19 protein-coding genes and 1 tRNA gene are annotated in these 15,952 nt (G+C 31.1%); 18 read left to right on the top strand and 2 right to left on the bottom strand.

The genetic code is table 11. The annotated features are described in order from the left end of the window. Window positions 1-3 precede the first annotated feature (3 nt). The gene (locus BLQ93_RS09355; protein ID WP_143338636.1) at window positions 4-228 is read right to left on the bottom strand and encodes a hypothetical protein; all 225 of its coding nucleotides are present in this window, start codon (window positions 226-228) and stop codon (window positions 4-6) included. A gap of 113 nt (window positions 229-341) precedes the next feature. On the opposite strand from BLQ93_RS09355, the gene BLQ93_RS00170 reads away from it, so the two are divergent. From BLQ93_RS00170 to BLQ93_RS00110, 13 genes are all read left to right on the top strand, one after another. Further along, window positions 342-872, top strand: a complete 531-nt coding sequence (locus BLQ93_RS00170) for an acyloxyacyl hydrolase (protein WP_092127300.1) — start codon at window positions 342-344, stop codon at window positions 870-872. Between the two features lie 3 nt (window positions 873-875). Continuing rightward, window positions 876-1,868: a KamA family radical SAM protein gene (locus BLQ93_RS00165; RefSeq protein WP_092127297.1), complete on the top strand. Its 993-nt coding sequence runs from the start codon at window positions 876-878 to the stop codon at window positions 1,866-1,868. After that, a complete protein-coding gene (locus BLQ93_RS00160; RefSeq protein WP_092127294.1) occupies window positions 1,849-2,211 on the top strand; it encodes a molybdenum cofactor biosynthesis protein MoaE in 363 nt (120 codons plus the stop codon). Before BLQ93_RS00165 ends, BLQ93_RS00160 begins: the two co-directional genes overlap by 20 nt. Next, a complete protein-coding gene (gene nth, locus BLQ93_RS00155; RefSeq protein ID WP_092127292.1) occupies window positions 2,208-2,816 on the top strand; it encodes an endonuclease III in 609 nt (202 codons plus the stop codon). The genes BLQ93_RS00160 and nth overlap by 4 nt, the downstream gene beginning before the upstream one ends. Next, window positions 2,798-3,163 carry a YkgJ family cysteine cluster protein gene (locus tag BLQ93_RS00150; RefSeq protein WP_092127289.1) on the top strand — a complete coding sequence of 122 codons (366 nt, stop codon included), beginning with the start codon at window positions 2,798-2,800 and terminating at the stop codon, window positions 3,161-3,163. The genes nth and BLQ93_RS00150 overlap by 19 nt, the downstream gene beginning before the upstream one ends. 43 nt (window positions 3,164-3,206) lie before the next feature. Then, on the top strand, window positions 3,207-3,857 hold the full coding sequence (locus BLQ93_RS00145; RefSeq protein WP_092127286.1) for a class I SAM-dependent methyltransferase: 651 nt from the start codon (window positions 3,207-3,209) through the stop codon (window positions 3,855-3,857). After that, a complete protein-coding gene (gene dprA, locus BLQ93_RS00140; protein WP_159427446.1) occupies window positions 3,844-4,860 on the top strand; it encodes a DNA-processing protein DprA in 1,017 nt (338 codons plus the stop codon). Before BLQ93_RS00145 ends, dprA begins: the two co-directional genes overlap by 14 nt. Continuing rightward, complete coding sequence (topA, locus tag BLQ93_RS00135) at window positions 4,857-7,049, top strand: type I DNA topoisomerase (RefSeq protein ID WP_092127279.1); 2,193 nt, start codon at window positions 4,857-4,859, stop codon at window positions 7,047-7,049. Before dprA ends, topA begins: the two co-directional genes overlap by 4 nt. Before the next feature lie 43 nt (window positions 7,050-7,092). Then, entirely contained in the window at window positions 7,093-7,284 is a 192-nt protein-coding gene (gene rpmB / locus BLQ93_RS00130) for a 50S ribosomal protein L28 (RefSeq protein WP_092127277.1), read from the top strand. A 141-nt stretch (window positions 7,285-7,425) separates the two neighbouring features. Then, window positions 7,426-7,773 carry a Sec-independent protein translocase subunit TatA/TatB gene (locus BLQ93_RS00125; protein ID WP_092127275.1) on the top strand — a complete coding sequence of 116 codons (348 nt, stop codon included), beginning with the start codon at window positions 7,426-7,428 and terminating at the stop codon, window positions 7,771-7,773. Beyond that, window positions 7,754-8,494, top strand: coding sequence for a twin-arginine translocase subunit TatC (gene tatC, locus BLQ93_RS00120; RefSeq protein ID WP_245670425.1), 741 nt, complete (start codon window positions 7,754-7,756; stop codon window positions 8,492-8,494). The genes BLQ93_RS00125 and tatC overlap by 20 nt, the downstream gene beginning before the upstream one ends. A 5-nt stretch (window positions 8,495-8,499) precedes the next feature. Beyond that, the gene (locus tag BLQ93_RS00115) at window positions 8,500-9,240 is read left to right on the top strand and encodes a prepilin peptidase (RefSeq protein ID WP_245670432.1); all 741 of its coding nucleotides are present in this window, start codon (window positions 8,500-8,502) and stop codon (window positions 9,238-9,240) included. A 68-nt stretch (window positions 9,241-9,308) separates the two neighbouring features. Next, complete coding sequence (locus BLQ93_RS00110; RefSeq protein WP_092127267.1) at window positions 9,309-9,848, top strand: hypothetical protein; 540 nt, start codon at window positions 9,309-9,311, stop codon at window positions 9,846-9,848. Here BLQ93_RS00110 and BLQ93_RS00105 read toward each other — a convergent pair whose 3' ends face one another. Then, complete coding sequence (locus tag BLQ93_RS00105; RefSeq protein ID WP_143338634.1) at window positions 9,849-11,429, bottom strand: cytochrome c3 family protein; 1,581 nt, start codon at window positions 11,427-11,429, stop codon at window positions 9,849-9,851. It lies immediately after the preceding gene. A 96-nt stretch (window positions 11,430-11,525) separates the two neighbouring features. On the opposite strand from BLQ93_RS00105, the gene BLQ93_RS00100 reads away from it, so the two are divergent. The 5 genes from BLQ93_RS00100 (at window position 11,526) to rodA (ending at window position 15,952) form a co-directional block, all read left to right on the top strand. After that, window positions 11,526-11,612, top strand: a tRNA-Leu gene (locus BLQ93_RS00100). Between the two features lie 80 nt (window positions 11,613-11,692). After that, on the top strand, window positions 11,693-12,976 hold the full coding sequence (thiC, locus tag BLQ93_RS00095; protein ID WP_025392396.1) for a phosphomethylpyrimidine synthase ThiC: 1,284 nt from the start codon (window positions 11,693-11,695) through the stop codon (window positions 12,974-12,976). Beyond that, complete coding sequence (locus BLQ93_RS00090; protein ID WP_092127262.1) at window positions 12,973-13,938, top strand: biotin--[acetyl-CoA-carboxylase] ligase; 966 nt, start codon at window positions 12,973-12,975, stop codon at window positions 13,936-13,938. Before thiC ends, BLQ93_RS00090 begins: the two co-directional genes overlap by 4 nt. Beyond that, entirely contained in the window at window positions 13,935-14,840 is a 906-nt protein-coding gene (locus tag BLQ93_RS00085; protein ID WP_092127260.1) for a GGDEF domain-containing protein, read from the top strand. Before BLQ93_RS00090 ends, BLQ93_RS00085 begins: the two co-directional genes overlap by 4 nt. A 65-nt stretch (window positions 14,841-14,905) precedes the next feature. Beyond that, window positions 14,906-15,952, top strand: a complete 1,047-nt coding sequence (gene rodA, locus BLQ93_RS00080; protein WP_159427445.1) for a rod shape-determining protein RodA — start codon at window positions 14,906-14,908, stop codon at window positions 15,950-15,952.

Genomic DNA, 15,952 nt, shown 5'->3' with positions numbered 1-15,952 from the left:
TATTTATAACATTTTATTTGGATTTTGTATATCTCGTTTTTCATTGAATATTAAAAATTCATCAGAATTGGTTTCAAGTTCAATTCTTGGTAGCCTTTGAGTGAGCTTATGATCAAGTGTATTTACTCCATCTCTGGCATAATGCATGAAGTATATATGATTTCTTTGTACTTGAGTTAAGCAAAAAAATATAGCAAACAGCAAAACAAATAATTTCGAATTACTCATAACATATTAAACTAGCGACTTACATTGTTTTAAAAATTATAAAAACCTTAAATTTCGTTCATTTATTGAAAAAAAACAAAAAGTAACTATAATCCAAAAGATGGGGGTGTAAAATGAAAAAAATTGTATTTATTGCTTTGTTTTTATTTGCATTTAGTAGTGTAGCTAGCGCTCGTATTATATACAATTTGGGTTATGGTTTTGGCTTACTAAATTCTGGTAATGGTTTTAGCAAACTGGATAAAAAATATTATGATTATTATAAAGCGAGTGTTGATTTCGAGCATTTTTACACTAAAAATTTTAGCGTTATAGCAGAGCCATTTGTTGCGTATGTAAATAGACCAACAGAAGGCGTGTCCTTTGGTGTGAGTAGTTTGTTGAGGTATTATTTTTTAAATGAAACGACATTCAGGACATTTGCTGATGGCGGTTTGGGTGTTTCATACAATACTTTGCAGTATCCAGACCAAGCCTCAAAATACTTATTTATGCCACAGGTAGGTTTAGGTATAGAATTTAATGTGGGCAAATCTACAAAAATGTTTATAGAGGATAGATTTATACATATGTCTTGTGCTTCTATAAAAGAACCAAACGGAGCTGTAAATTCGAATACAATAATGATTGGGATATCTTTTTAATTAATGGATGGATTTAAAGACTGGCATTGGCAAGTAAAACATTCTTTAAAAAATGTATCAAGTCTTGGTCTTGTAAGTACGGAAGATACACTTGTTACGCCGTATTTGCTTAGTTTGTTTCAAAGCAAAGCCATACTAAATCAATTTATTGAAACAAATGAAAAAGATGAAAAAGGTTTAAAAGACCCTTTGTATGAAAAAAAATTCACAAAAGTAAAGGGGTTAATTCACAGATATCCAGACAGAGCATTAATTGTTTTAACAAATAAATGTTTTGCAAATTGCAGATTTTGTTTTAGAAAAAATAATTGGGATAATTATGAAGGTTTTAGTTTAAAGAAAGCTATTGAATATTTAAATAGCCAGACTCAAGTAAGAGAAGTGCTAATTAGCGGGGGAGACCCACTAACTTTTGAGGACAAAAGCTTAGCTAACATTATTGAAAAAATTAGGTCAATTAAACATATAGAGTTAATAAGAATAGCCACACGCGCCTTAAGTGTTTTACCATATAGGATAAGTGATTCTTTGATTGAAGCTTTGAAGCCTTATAAGCCTATTTGGTTTTCAATCCATATAAATCACCCAGATGAGATAACGGATGATTTTATTGAAGCTTCAGGTAAAATTATTGATAGTGGTTTTCCGGTTGTTTCGCAAACCGTGCTATTGCGCGGGATAAACGATGACGCTTTTATACTTAAAGAATTGTTTTGTAAACTTGTTAGGCTTCGTATAAAACCGTATTATTTGTTTGGTTGCGATAGGGCGGTGGGTAATGAGCGCTTCAGAGTTAAAATAGAAGATGCGCTAAAAATTATAGGTCTTTTGAGAAATAATATTAGTGGTCTTTGTATGCCATTTTTTGCAGTTGATGTCGATGATGGAGGTAAAATTATTTTAGAACCAAACCGTATAATTTCAAAAAAAGATAATATTTATACATTTAAAAACTTTGAAGGTAGGCAATTATATTATGAAGATGCCAAGTATTGATGAAATTATTAAAAAAATAAAAAAACAAACAAACCCTGAAAGATTAGGTATGATATTAATCCATAATGGGATTGTAAGAAAAACTTCAAAGGATGGCTCAAAAATTGTAAAAGAGATGGTTATTAGTTACAATAAAGAACTTTTGGATAAAAAAGTTAATGAATTAAAAACTTTACCTGGCATAGAGCATGTTTATGCATTTATAAATGCAGGAAAACTTAATGTTGGCGATGATATTATGCTGGTTATAGTTGCTGGTGATAGAAGAAGCAATATTTTAAAACCCTTTGAAGATTTTATTAAATATATAAAGCAAAATATAGTTAAAGAGCAAGAAATATGAATGAAATAGTTAAAAGAGTTATTGAACACTACAAAGAACCAAAGTTAGAGCTTGAATACTCAAATCCGTTTGAATTACTTATAGCTTTGATTTTATCCGCAAGATGCCTTGATAAAACAACAAATAAGATTACAAAGGAGTTTTTTAAGCGATTTAAAACCCCTTGTGATATAGCAAATTCAAGCCCAGATGAGGTTAACATGCTAATATCCTCATGCAGCATGCACAATTCTAAGGCAAAAAGTATTTTTGAATTGTCAAAAATTTTATGTGATAAGTTTGATAATAAAGTTACAGATGATTTTGATGAGTTAATTAAATTGCCTGGTGTTGGCGAAAAAACAGCTAATATTTTACTTGCGTTTGGTTTTTCAAAGCCCACAATAGGTGTAGATACGCATGTGGCGCGTGTTTGCAAGCGGCTTGGAATTTCAAAAACCACTGACCCAAAAGAAGTTGAGGAATCGATTAAATCTATTTGCGAAAAGCAATACTGGGTAGCGTTTTTTTCTGGTTTGATATTGCATGGTAGGTATATTTGCACAGCAAAAAAAGCCCATTGTGATAATTGTTTTTTAAGTGATTTGTGTGCCAGAAACATTTAGGTTTTAACTACTGTTTTGATGACAGTTATTGCAAAATTTGTAAAGGTTACTGTTGCAAAGGCGAGGGTTATGTGTTTTTAGAGCAAAGTGATATAGAATCTATTGCTATTTATTTAAATTTAGAAATTGAGCAATTTATTCAGATTTATACAAGGAAATTCTATGATAAAATTGTACTTGCAAATGTAAAAATTAATGGAGAGTATAAGTGTTGTTTTTTGAACGATGGTTTGTGTGAAATCTATCCAAGTAGGCCCAGTCAGTGCAAGACCTTTCCTTTCTGGGATAGCATGAAGAATTTAAGCATTGAGGAATTAAAGCAATTATGCCCTGCAATTAAAAAATAATGGTTGACTTTTCTTTAAAATTTCTATAGTTTATAGCCAGCTTATGAAAAGTTTGAGCAAAGTTGAAGTAAAAGGCTTGGAAGCGCTTTTTTACGATGAGCTTATTAGTTTAATTAGTGGTTTTACATACAAAAATTTTCTAAATGTCATCCTCAACGCATGTGAAGGATCTTCAGTTAAAATGAACGAAATTGGCAGAAATTATAGTATTGTGGATTATGGATGCGGCTCTGGCATGGCACTATGCAAATTTGCAGAACTATCTCAAGGTCAAATCATTGGTTTTGATATTGGCAAAACCATGCTTTATAGAGCTTATAAAAAGTGCAAATCCTACAAAAATGTAAAAATTTTTTACCACGATATTAGAGTGTCTTCGCCGTTTTTGGTTGATAAAGTATTTATATCTTTTGTTTTGCACGGTTTTGATCACAAAGACAGGCTTAAGATAATAAAAAATGCATACTCAAACTTAAAACCAAATGGTGAATTTTGTATTTTAGACTATAATGAATTTGATTTTGACAGTAAACCTTTTTGGTTTAGGAAATTGTTTAACCACTTTGAGTGCCCTTTGGCTGTAGAATTCATCAATACTCCTATTAAAGAAATTTTAAGAAGCGTTGGTTTTAAAAGTTTTTATGAGTATTATTACTACAAAGGGCTTGTGAGGTTACTTGTTGCAAAGAAATGAAATTGTAATTGCTCTTTCAAATTCAAATATAATTTTAAAGGAACTAAGCCAATTTCATTCAATAGAAGAAATTTATGAAAAACACAAACCAAAAGTAGATACAAAAAAGATAGATTTTGATTTAGACTATATTTACAAAAATAATATTACAGTTATAGACTACTTTGATAAAAACTATCCTCAAAATCTTAAAAATATTGATTATCCGCCTTTAGTATTGTTTGTTAAAGGCCATTTTGATTCTTCGAAGTTGTTTTTTTCTATAGTTGGTACAAGATATCCATCTGGCTACGGTGAAAAATGTGCTTTGATTTTTTCAAAAGAACTAACTTTATCAAATTTTTCTATTGTAAGCGGTCTGGCAAGAGGCATTGATAGCATTGCGCATAAAAGCTGTTTGGAAAATAAAGGATACAGTGTAGGTGTGCTTGGATGTGGTATTGATATAGTTTATCCAAAAGAAAATCAGCCATTATTTGATATGATGACTCAAATGGGTGCTATAATAAGCGAATTTGCCATACAAACACCACCAAACGCATATAATTTTCCAAGAAGAAATAGGATAATTACGGGTTTAAGTGAAGGGTTACTTGTTGTAGAAGCGGATATAAAAAGCGGTTCTCTAATTAGTGCCAAATATGCCCAAGAACAATCAAAGCCTGTGTTTGCAATACCGGGTGAGATTTTTTCAAAAAGAAGCTATGGCACCAATCAACTTATTAAAGATGGAGCATTTTTGGCTCAAGAACCTTCAGATATAGTGTTTTATTTTTATAGAGAAATAAAAACTACTTTAAACCGCAACGATGAAAATCAACAAAAGCCTACTTTAACAAAACAGGAAGCTTATGTTTTAGATGCAATTGAAGGAGAGATAAGTCTTGACGAAATTGCTTGTAAGGTAAATCTTTCAATTGATGAGCTTACATGTGTAATATTTGATTTAGAGCTTAAAGGTGCAATAAAGCGTCTTGACTTTGATAGGGTGAGAAAATTATGAATTTGGTTATAGTAGAATCTCCTGCAAAAGCAAAAACCATATCGCGTTTTTTAGGCAAAGACTATGAGGTTATAGCATCTTATGGACACATAAGGGATTTGCCTAAAAACAACTTTGGTGTTGATATCGAACATGATTTTAAACCAAAATATACTATTTTAAAAGATAAAAAGCCTATAGTTGAAAAAATCAAAACGCTAAGCGAGCAATCAGATAGAGTCTATATTGCTACAGATGAAGACAGGGAAGGCGAGGCAATTGGTTACCACATTGTTGAAGCTGGCAAAGTCCCAAAAGACAAAGTAGAACGTATAGTCTTTCACGAAATTACAAAAGAAGCTATATTAAATGCATTAAAAAACCCCAGAAGCATAGATAAATTAATGGTGGATTCACAAGAGTCCAGACGTATTTTGGATAGAATAGTAGGCTACAAGCTTTCTCCACTTCTGGCAAAAAAGATCAGGCGAGGACTTTCTGCCGGGAGAGTTCAATCTGTTGCGCTAAAGCTAATAGTGGAAAGAGAAGAAGAGATAAAAAATTTCACAAAACAAGAATACTGGACACTTCATTTGATTTTTTCTGATAAAAATAAGGATGTTGAATCAATTCTTACAACTATTGATAATGTTGAGTTAGATAAGTTTTCGATTTGTAATGCTGAAAAAGCATCGCAGATTAAATCAGAAATTTTAAAAGAACAATTTGTTGTTGAAAATATAACAAAAAAAACATTGATAAGAAAACCAAAGCCACCATATATCACAAGCACACTTCAAGCCGAAGCCTCAACAATACTGGGTTTTTCTCCGAAAAAGACAATGCAAATTGCACAAAAACTTTACGAAGGTGTGAGTTTGCAAAAAGAACGTATGGGGCTTATTACATATATGAGGACAGATTCTTTAAATGTAGCAAGACAGGCTCAAGAAGAAGCACTGGATATAATAAAAAAGTTTTATGGACAAGATTATGCACCAAAGCAACCAAACATTTACAAAACAAAATCTAAAACAGCTCAAGAGGCTCACGAAGCTATAAGGCCAACAAAACCTTCGCTTTTACCAGATATGGTGAAAGAGTATTTAACTCAAGATGAGTATAAATTGTACAATCTCATATGGAAAAAATTTATGGCAAGTCAGGCTGCAAGTGCAAAAATCAATTCTGTCAATATAATTTTTTCTTCTAAACGCTTTAAATCAAAAGCAAGTTTTAATGAGCTTGTTTTTGATGGGTATTTAAAAATTTGGGATTTATCAGATAATGATTTTCAAAAAGCACCAAGTTTTAAACAAAATGATAAAGTGATATTAAAAGAAGTTTTAGAAAAACAACATTTTACTGAGCCACCACCGCGTTACAGTGAAGCAAGTCTTATAAAGACACTGGAATCTTATGGTATTGGTAGGCCTTCAACTTATGCGACAATCATTGATACAATATTAGAAAGACAGTATGTGGTGCTAAATGACAAAAAATTTTATCCCACACAGATTGGCATAATCGTTTCAAAGGCGCTTGATGATTATTTCAAAGATATTATAAATGTTGATTTTACTGCAAAACTTGAAGAGGACCTGGATAATGTAGCAAAAAATAAAGTTGATAAGAATCAATTGTTAAAAAATTTTTACGAAAAATTCCGTATTATGCTTGATAAAGCTTATGAGCAAATGGACAGCATAAAACCAAAAGATGAGCCAACGGACATGGTTTGTGAGCTTTGCGGGGCTCCAATGGTTATAAGACAGGGGCGTTTTGGTAAATTTCTTGCTTGTTCAAATTATCCAAAGTGCAAAAACACAAAATCTTTAAACGAAGAAATTGTTGATATAGTATGCAATAAATGCGGTGCTAAAATGGTGGTTAAATACTCAAAAAAAGGTGGTAAATTTCTTGCCTGTTCTAATTATCCAGATTGTAAAAACACTATGCCATATCCCACAGGTTTAAAGTGTCCTGCCTGCGGGGGAGATTTAGTTGAAAAGACGTCAAAGCGTGGAAAATTTTACGGCTGCAGTAATTATCCAAATTGTAAGTTTACAATTAAAGGTAATATAATCAATAAAAAATGCCCAAAGTGCGGCTATGAATTGTTTAGAATATTAAAAGACTCTTTAAAATGTGCTAATCCTGATTGTGACTATAAAGAACCCATTGAAAAAGAAATACTTGAAAAATTATAGTATATTGTTTATAGTGTATGTGTATTTGAAGGAGGTTGTAAAGATGTCAAGGAAATGTGAGATATGTGGAAAAAGTGTTCATGTTGGAAATAATGTAAGCCACTCAAATAGGAAGACAAAGAAAGTATGGTATCCAAATCTTCAAAAGGTTAAAGTTTTATTAAATGGAAAACCAAAAAGAATAATTGTTTGTACAACATGTTTGAAGTCCGGTAAAATTCAAAAAGTAATATAAAAGTTTATTATACGTTAAATATTTAATCGTTTTGAAGGAAAAATAAATAGGTTTGCTCGTCTATCACTAATTTTGGATATGAATCTAAAAAAGTTTATAGCTAATTTTTTGGCTAGTGCTTTTTAGAATAAATTTTTTAAAATGTTTGGTATATCTGATAGTGAACTTCTTGTAATATTATTTATACTAATTGTAATTGTTGGGCCAAGACGTTTGCCTGAAATTGCAAGAGAGTTTGCTAAATTTTATCGAGCTTTTATTAAAGCTTATGAACAAGCAAAAAATGATATAAAACAAAATATTGATATTGATAGTGAATATATTGAGGATTTCAAAAAAATAAAAGACCTTAAAAAATTTACAAATTTTAAAGACATTAATCCAACAGAAAAACTAAAAAACCAATGGAAAGATTTGTTAAACGAAGCAAAAACTCAAGAAGCCAATAAAGAAAAAGAAAACAATACAAATGAAGAAAGATCCAAATAATATGACGTTGCTTGAGCATTTAGAAGAGCTCAGGCTAAGGATTATATATGTAACAATTGTGCTTGGTATATTGGCACTTATTACATTTCATTATTCACTGCAAATTCTGCAATTTATCATGGAGCCTTTAATAAAAGTTTTACCTAAAACAAGCCATGTTATATTTACAGGCATAACTGAAGCTTTTTGGGTTAGAATGGAAGTATCCTTGTATGCGGCTTTGCTTTTTGGTTTGCCTTATGTGTTTTATCATATATGGATGTTTGTAAATCCAGGTTTAACGAAAAAAGAAAAGAAGGTTGTGTTGCCTTTTGTGCTTTTTGCTACCATATTTTTTTTATTGGGATGTTTGTTTGCGTATAAAGTGATATTGCCTATTGGTTTAAAATTTTTAGTAAGCTATGGTGGCGCGGAAATATCTGCGATGCCAAGTATTAAGCAGTATGTGTCATTTTTTTTAAGAATTTGTTTTGCATTTGGACTTATATTTGAGATGCCTGTTTTAAGTTTTATTTTGGCAAAAGCAGACATTATAGATGCAAAATGGCTTATAAAAAAATGGGACTATGCAATACTCGCTGCATTTATAGTAGCAGCAATACTTGCTCCTCCTGATGTATTGTCTCAATTTTTGATGGCAATACCTATGATTTTGCTATATGTTGTTAGTATTGGTGTAGTTTACCTTGCACAAAAGCCAAAAAATGAGGAAGAAGATTGATTTATGTGTTTGTATTTTTAATGGGTTTAATATTTGGCAGTTTCTTAAATGTTTGCATTTACAGAATACCACGAGGTATTTCCATCATAACACCGCCTTCTAGCTGTCCTACATGCGACACTCCTATAAAATGGTACGATAATATACCCTTATTAAGCTATATAATATTAAAAGGCAAATGCAGAAACTGCAAATCAAAAATATCTCTTAAATATCCAATAATTGAGATTTTTGGTGGATTAATTGCATTGGGTGTATTTTTAAAGTTTGGTTTAAGTTTAAACACTATTTTTTGGATTATTTTTGGTTACTGTTTGCTTGTTTTGAGCTTTATTGATTTAGAATTGTTTATTATACCAGATATAATAAACATTTTATTACTGGTTTTTGGGATTTTATTTGTAATTTTTAATGGTAAAATTACAGAGGGTTTAATTGGTGGTGTTTTTGGTTTTATACTATTTTATAGTGTAGCTGAAATATTTTCAAAAATATTAAAACAAGAAGCTCTTGGTTTTGGCGATGTTAAATTACTTGGTGTAATAGGCGTATGGTTAGGGTGGGTTGGCGTAGTATACACGATTTTTTTTGCATCATTTATAGGTTCTATAGTTGGGATTTTATTAGTTGCATTATTTGGTAAAACATTTAAAGCAAAGATACCTTTTGGTCCATTTTTAGCTTTGAGTGCATTTTCTTATATTTTTTTTGGTAAAGAATTGATGCATGTTTTATATGGAATTTAGTTATTTTTTTCTTGCAAGATTGGCAACAATTTGTTAAGTTTTAAATTAAAATACAAAAAGGTGATTTAATGGTTGAATCGTACCCGATAGTTGACGTTTTTAATGCTTACTTTAACTATCAAGTAAAGTTTTCTAGTTTGTATAATTTTTTTAGTGATGCATCAAAAGTTAATATGAAAGATATAAAAGATGAATTTAAAAAGATTGCAAAAAAACATAGCTTAATGCTCAATGATAAAAATATTCCTATCATGACAACTCTAAAATCACTCACATCAAAAAGTTACAAATTCTGGCAAGCTGATTTTTATGACCCTAAAAATTCTATATTTATTGAGATGGAGCTTAATACACAAAAAAATCAATCTGCATGGGTTAATGCAATTGGCCAAACCTTTATGTATATTGCAGATGAAAACTACAGGCATTCTATATATATAATTTTTGTTATAGATAAAGTTATTAGACGCGAGCTTAATAATAATGATAAGTACTTGCTAGATTTTTTAACACAAGTTGGCATATATTGCTATAGCATATATTTAAATGATAAAAACGAAATCAAATCTTATACAACAATACCTTCAAATTTGCTGTACGAAAGATAATTATTTATTATAGTTTAAATGCCTTAAATATTCTTTTTTAAACAAAGGTGTATAATTTATTAAGTTTTCTTTTTCCTTTTTATTTAAAACCCTAACATTGCTTTGAGCACATGTAGTAGGTTTCATGAGGTTTGTTGCAAAATTGTCTTTAATTGGGTAAAAACCTTCTCCAGCCACGGTTTTATTACCATGGCAAAAAAGACAGTTTCTTGCTTTTCCAATCGTATGAGGAAAGTATGGTTCCCAATCAGCTCCCATAAATTTATTATTTACAAGGACTTTACCCTGGGCATTTTTATAACTAAAATAATACTGGTACATTGGTCGCAAAATTACATATTTAGAGCCCATTTTGCCCAATATTACATATTCCCATCTTGTGAACAAATACCCAATATGCCACAATCCTGGCTCCATTTTTCCTGTTAAGAAATCTTCTTGCATAAGAGCGGGTGCGCTTTTACCTTCTTCAATGAGACCTATTGCATGTGATAAAAATTTATCTACCTGAGGGTTACCTGTGAGTGTAAAGGCTGACCATTTAGTGTAGTCTTTTGTGTCATCTTTTAGTGCATAAAAACCGAAATCGTATATTGTCCATTGAGCATGACAGGCGCTACATGAGACATTTTCGTGATACTTGTGTCCTGGTATGTTTGGGTTAAATAACTTTATGTGTTTAAAAAAACGTTTTGGTTTTGTATGGTAGCCTCCATGGCAGGTTTGGCAGGTTACTTGCAGGCTTTGTGTTTCGTTGTGGTAAAATTTGCCATTTCCCATGACTTCCTGTTTTGTATGACAAGACATGCAAGTCATGCCTGCAATGTAGTGTACATCTTTTGCTAAATAGTTATAGTCAATTCCATAGATTACAGGTGGGAAATTACCTTCTTTGTTTATTGGTGTTCTGTAGGTTTCACCAAATTCTTTTGGAAACATACCAAGATAATCTGTTCCTACGTATTGTTTATTGTGGCACGATAGGCAGTTTTGCATTTGTGGTTTTATAAATTTATGATAGGCAATGTTTGATGGTTTGCCATGCATAGCTTTATCGTTTCCAAGATATATGCCATCTTTTGATAATGGCATATGACATGCAGCACACCCAGAAGGCCTATATAATCCAGTACCTTTTTCGCCTTCAGTTGATATATGGCATTTTAGGCAATTTTGTCTAAGAAATTGAAATGAGAGTGTCTCTAAGAGATTATTACCCTTTGCAGGTAGATCTTGAACTGTGTAATTTGTTTTTTTATGAATCAGTGTAAAGAGAGTTTTATTTATTTCACCATAAGCAGTGTAGTGTAGTGAATGCTCAACATCGTTTATTTGTTTTGAATGACATTTATAACAAAATGTATTCCAGTATTTTGGAGAAGAAGGGTTTTTTACGATCATTTTATGCGAAGTTATGGGTTTATTTCTATCCTGAGGCAATACATGACATTGATCGCAACTAAAATTATGTGGCTTTGGCATTTGCTCAATGCCTTTGTGGCAAGATAGACAATTGTTGAAATCGGTTGCATTACTTAAAATTGGCAACAGTAAAAAAATTAAAAAAAACAAAATCCTCATAATTGTTTGCAGTATAGCATAAAAAAATTTTTTATTAAAGTAAAATTTGAACTTACTTGACAAAAGTTAAAGACTATTATAAAAATAAAATTTAGAGCCGAGGTGGTGGAACTGGTAGACACGCTACTTTGAGGGGGTAGTGAGGGTTTCCTCGTGCGGGTTCAAGTCCCGCCCTCGGCACCATCTCTAAAACAGCCTTTTAGATATACCACTTGATAAATTTGATAATTAATGTAATAATACATTTAATTTAAGGGGGTGTTATGACTCAAATTGAATATGCCCAAAAAGGCATTGTTACAAAACAAATTGAAGAAGTTGCTTTAAAAGAAAAAAGAAGCCCTGAATTTATAATGGAAGGTTTGATAAAGGGAACAATAGTTATACCAAAAAACATAAACCACCAAATTGAAGCAATGGGCGTAGGTAAAGGTTTGAGAACAAAAGTTAATGCTAATATTGGCACTTCTTCTGATATAGTTGATATTAATGCTGAATTACTTAAAGTCAAAGCTGCAATTGAAGCTAAAGCTGATTCAATTATGGACCTTTCAACAGGAGGTGATTTAGATTTTTTTAGGAGAAAAATTTTACATGAATCCACAATAGTTGTAGGCAATGTTCCAATATATCAAGCAGCAGTTGAGGTAGCAACGAAAGAAGGCTCGATTGTTCATTTAACGAAGGATTATTTGTTAAAAACAATAGAAAAACAAGCCCAAGATGGCATAGACTACATGACTCTTCACTGTGGTGTAACCCAGAGTTCGCTTGAAAGACTGATTAATCAGGGTAGAATAGAAGACATAGTATCTAGGGGTGGTTCTTTTTTGGCTGTCTGGATGTTGTATCATGAAAAAGAAAATCCATTGTATGAATATTTTGATGATATACTTGAGATTGTTAAAAAATATGATGTAACAATTTCTTTGGGTGATGGTTTCAGACCAGGCGCAATAGCCGATGCTACAGATAGAGCTCAGATTGAAGAGTTGATTATTTTAGGAGAACTTCATAAGAAAGCACTCAAAGCAGGTGTGCAATCTATGATTGAAGGTCCAGGGCATGTACCAATAGATCAGATTATAACAAACGCCAAGATTGAAGAAGCAGTGTGCGAGGGGGCACCATTTTATGTGTTAGGTCCAGTTGTCACAGATATAGCGCCAGGTTATGACCATATAACAAGTGCAATAGGTGGTGCTTTAATGGCTTCATATGGAGCAGATATGCTATGTTACGTAACAAAAGCAGAACATGTAAGGCTACCAAACCCAGAAGACGTAAGAGAAGGAGTAATTGTTACGCGAATTGCAGCTCATGCTGCAGATATTGCAAAAAAAATCCCTGGCGCAATTGATTGGGATATAGAAATGTCTAAAGCCAGAAAAAATCTTGATTGGAATAAAATGATAGAGCTATCTATCGACCCAAATTATGTAAAATCGCAAAGAGAGTCTTCAATGCCAAAAGAAAGTGATGTGTGTACAATGTGCGGTAAATTTTGCGCCATAAAATTATTAAATAAAGCTTTGCGGAACAGATGAATATAACGCAAATAATTTTAGAAACACTATCCAATAATAAAAATGAATTTGTAAGTAGTGAGAATTTATGCGCAAAAACCCAAATTTCAAGAATTGCTATATGGCAACATATTAAAAAGCTAAAAAATGCAGGTTATTTAATAGAAGCAAAAAGAGGTGTTGGCTATAAGTTAATTCAAAAACCACCTGATTTACTAAATGTTTACGAGATTCATAAACTTAAAGAAAATAAGGCTGTAGAAAATGTAATTTTTTTTGAAAATACCACTTCTACTATGGATGAAGCAGGAAAATTGCTACAAAATAGTAGAGATTTAGCACACAAAACTCTTATTGTTGCATTAAGCCAGACAGAGGGAAGGGGAAGAAAAAACAGACACTGGTTGTCATTTGGGCAAAATATATACGCTTCATATATTTATTTGCCAAAAAACTTAGGCCCCCAAGATGGTTTATTTGTGATGTTTGCTGGTTGCATTGCTGTTTGTATGGCACTAAATGATATTGGCGTACAAGCAAAAATAAAATGGCCAAATGATTGTTTGGTAGATGGCAAAAAAATAAGTGGTATTTTGGTTGATGTAAAAAGCGATATGTCTTTCATTGAAGAACTTGTAATAGGATTTGGCGTTAATGTAAATTGGCAAAATATACCAGAAGAAATAAATGCAACAAGTACTTATGAAATTACAAAAACAATTATAGATAGATTAAATCTTTTAGATAAAATAATGTACTATTTATTTTTATTAATTAAATTAATTGAAAATAATTATAAAAAGAATATACTAAAATTGTGGAAATTATACGAAACAACACTTAAAAAAAGGGTAGAAATTGTAAGTGATAATAAAAAAATTCAGGGAGTAGCAAAAGATATAGATGAGTATGGTTTTTTGTTGGTTGAAACTCAACATGGTATGCAAAGGATTATTACCTGTGATAATTTGAGGTTTTTATGATAGAAGAACTAATTAGTGAAACACTTAATAAAGCTATAGAAGAAAATGTAAGTTTAACACCCTACAATTATTACAAATTATTTATTGAAGTTGCTATGCAAAAAGGTATTGATCATAATAGTTTAAAAAATTATTTATACGACGAATACACTAAACAGGATGAACTTTTAGATCCAATAAAAGAAAAAATTAATCTAATAATTGAAAATTTAAAAAAAGAAATGTCAGAGATAAGCAATAATATTAGCGAAACTATAGCTGCACAGGAAAATGTTAACCTTGAAGATTCAAGTAATGCATATGAGGAGCTAGAAAAACTTAAAAAGATAAATTTATCCCTTAGAATAAATTTGGAAAAGGCAATGCGCAATATTGAGCAAGAAAGACAATCATTAGAAAAAATAAAAGTAAAAGTCTACCGTGATGGCTTAACTGGTTTATATTTAAGGGAATATCTACAAATAAAACTAAAAGAAAACCTATATTTTATGCAACGCTATGGTCGTATTTTTAGTCTTCAAATGATTGATGTTGATGATTTTAAAGATATAAATGATAAATTCGGCCACCAGATAGGCGATAATGTCCTTTGTCAGATAGGAAATCTTATAAAGAAAAATATTCGCACTTCAGATATACCAATTCGTTACGGTGGTGATGAATTTGTTGTTTTAATGCCAGAAACGGATATAAATAGTGCAAAAAAAGTTGCAGAAAAATTTGTCCAAAAAATGTCTAAGGTTGTTTTTAGAAAAAAAGATGAAGAATTCAAAGTTACTTTTTCCATAGGTTTAACAAGTGTAAGAAAAGACGATACGTTTGAATCTATAATGGAAAGGGTAGATGCTGCACTATATTCTTCTAAAAGGTCTGGCAAAAACTCCATAACTGTATTTGATTGAAATATTTGGTTTAATTGAAGATGTTGCAAATTGACAAAAGAAAATTTAAATATTTTGACTATCCATTGTTTGTAGCGGTTTGTTTGCTTGGTGTTTTGAGTGTTTTTTTAATTTACACAACAGATGCTGGTAAAATATTTTATAATAAGCAAATCCTATGGGAGTTGATTGGAGTTTTTTTATGTTTATTGGTTGCAAATATTGATTTAAAACTGATTAAAACTTATGCTTTTGCTTTTTATATTTTTGTTTTGTTTGTTTTGTTAGTTGTGTTTTTTATAGGTTTTGTAGGACATGGTGCTAAACGCTGGATATCTTTGGGTTTTTTTAATATACAACCATCTGAATTTATGAAATTGGCAATAATTTTGGTTTTGGCTGCCTACTTTGATGAGTATATAAAAAGTTCAAAGTATAATTTTAAAGATTTGTATCTACCATTTGCTTTAATACTGTTTCCAGCTGTTTTAATCATAAAACAACCAGATTTAGGTACTGCTTTGATTATTCTTATTATTGGTTTGGCAATTATATTAAGTGTTGGCGTTAAAAAGACATTTTTGATTAAATCTGTTATATTTTTTCTAATTGCTATGCCTTTTTTTTGGAGTTTATTAAAAAATTATCAAAAAGAACGGCTCATTGCTTTTATCAACCCTTATTTGTCTCCACACACATATGGCTATCATATTATCCAATCGGAAATTGCAGTAGGTTCAGGCGGTCTTTTTGGTAAAACTGCTGCAGGTGCAACACAAACAATACTTAATTTTTTACCAGAAAATCATACGGATTTTATATTTGCCGCTTTTTGCGAACAATGGGGTTTTATTAGTGCAGTACTTTTAATTAGCTTGTATCTTTTTATAATTTTTAGATGTTTATCATTTATTGATATTGCAAGCTCTATATTTGAAAAAATTGTTATAATAGGTGTTACTGTGATGCTATCTGTATCTATGATATTCAATATCGGAATGACTATAGGTTTGTTACCTGTTGTAGGTGTGCCGTTGCCGTTTGTAAGCTATGGTGGTTCTGCTGTCATAACAAATTTTATTGCGATAGGTATTTTGATTAACATAAAAATAAAAAATCAAATTTACAGATGA

The sequence above is a fragment of the Desulfurella multipotens genome (assembly GCF_900101285.1).
Lineage (GTDB): Bacteria > Campylobacterota_A > Desulfurellia > Desulfurellales > Desulfurellaceae > Desulfurella > Desulfurella acetivorans.
Note: the sequence above shows the minus strand (reverse complement) of the source record. Positions and strands in the feature narration are given on the sequence as shown.

Bases quoted from the DNA above. Each gene is read 5' to 3' on its own strand.
- tatC (WP_245670425.1), top strand. From the start codon at position 7,754: ATGAAGAAAGATCCAAATAATATGACGTTGCTTGAGCATTTAGAAGAG.
- topA (WP_092127279.1), top strand. From the start codon at position 4,857: ATGAATTTGGTTATAGTAGAATCTCCTGCAAAAGCAAAAACCATATCG.
- thiC (WP_025392396.1), top strand. From the start codon at position 11,693: ATGACTCAAATTGAATATGCCCAAAAAGGCATTGTTACAAAACAAATT.
- BLQ93_RS00105 (WP_143338634.1), bottom strand. From the start codon at position 11,429: ATGAGGATTTTGTTTTTTTTAATTTTTTTACTGTTGCCAATTTTAAGT.
- BLQ93_RS00125 (WP_092127275.1), top strand. From the start codon at position 7,426: ATGTTTGGTATATCTGATAGTGAACTTCTTGTAATATTATTTATACTA.
- rpmB (WP_092127277.1), top strand. From the start codon at position 7,093: ATGTCAAGGAAATGTGAGATATGTGGAAAAAGTGTTCATGTTGGAAAT.
- nth (WP_092127292.1), top strand. From the start codon at position 2,208: ATGAATGAAATAGTTAAAAGAGTTATTGAACACTACAAAGAACCAAAG.
- BLQ93_RS00165 (WP_092127297.1), top strand. From the start codon at position 876: ATGGATGGATTTAAAGACTGGCATTGGCAAGTAAAACATTCTTTAAAA.
- BLQ93_RS00145 (WP_092127286.1), top strand. From the start codon at position 3,207: ATGAAAAGTTTGAGCAAAGTTGAAGTAAAAGGCTTGGAAGCGCTTTTT.
- BLQ93_RS00085 (WP_092127260.1), top strand. From the start codon at position 13,935: ATGATAGAAGAACTAATTAGTGAAACACTTAATAAAGCTATAGAAGAA.
- BLQ93_RS00110 (WP_092127267.1), top strand. From the start codon at position 9,309: ATGGTTGAATCGTACCCGATAGTTGACGTTTTTAATGCTTACTTTAAC.
- BLQ93_RS00160 (WP_092127294.1), top strand. From the start codon at position 1,849: ATGAAGATGCCAAGTATTGATGAAATTATTAAAAAAATAAAAAAACAA.
- BLQ93_RS00090 (WP_092127262.1), top strand. From the start codon at position 12,973: ATGAATATAACGCAAATAATTTTAGAAACACTATCCAATAATAAAAAT.
- BLQ93_RS09355 (WP_143338636.1), bottom strand. From the start codon at position 228: ATGAGTAATTCGAAATTATTTGTTTTGCTGTTTGCTATATTTTTTTGC.
- BLQ93_RS00170 (WP_092127300.1), top strand. From the start codon at position 342: ATGAAAAAAATTGTATTTATTGCTTTGTTTTTATTTGCATTTAGTAGT.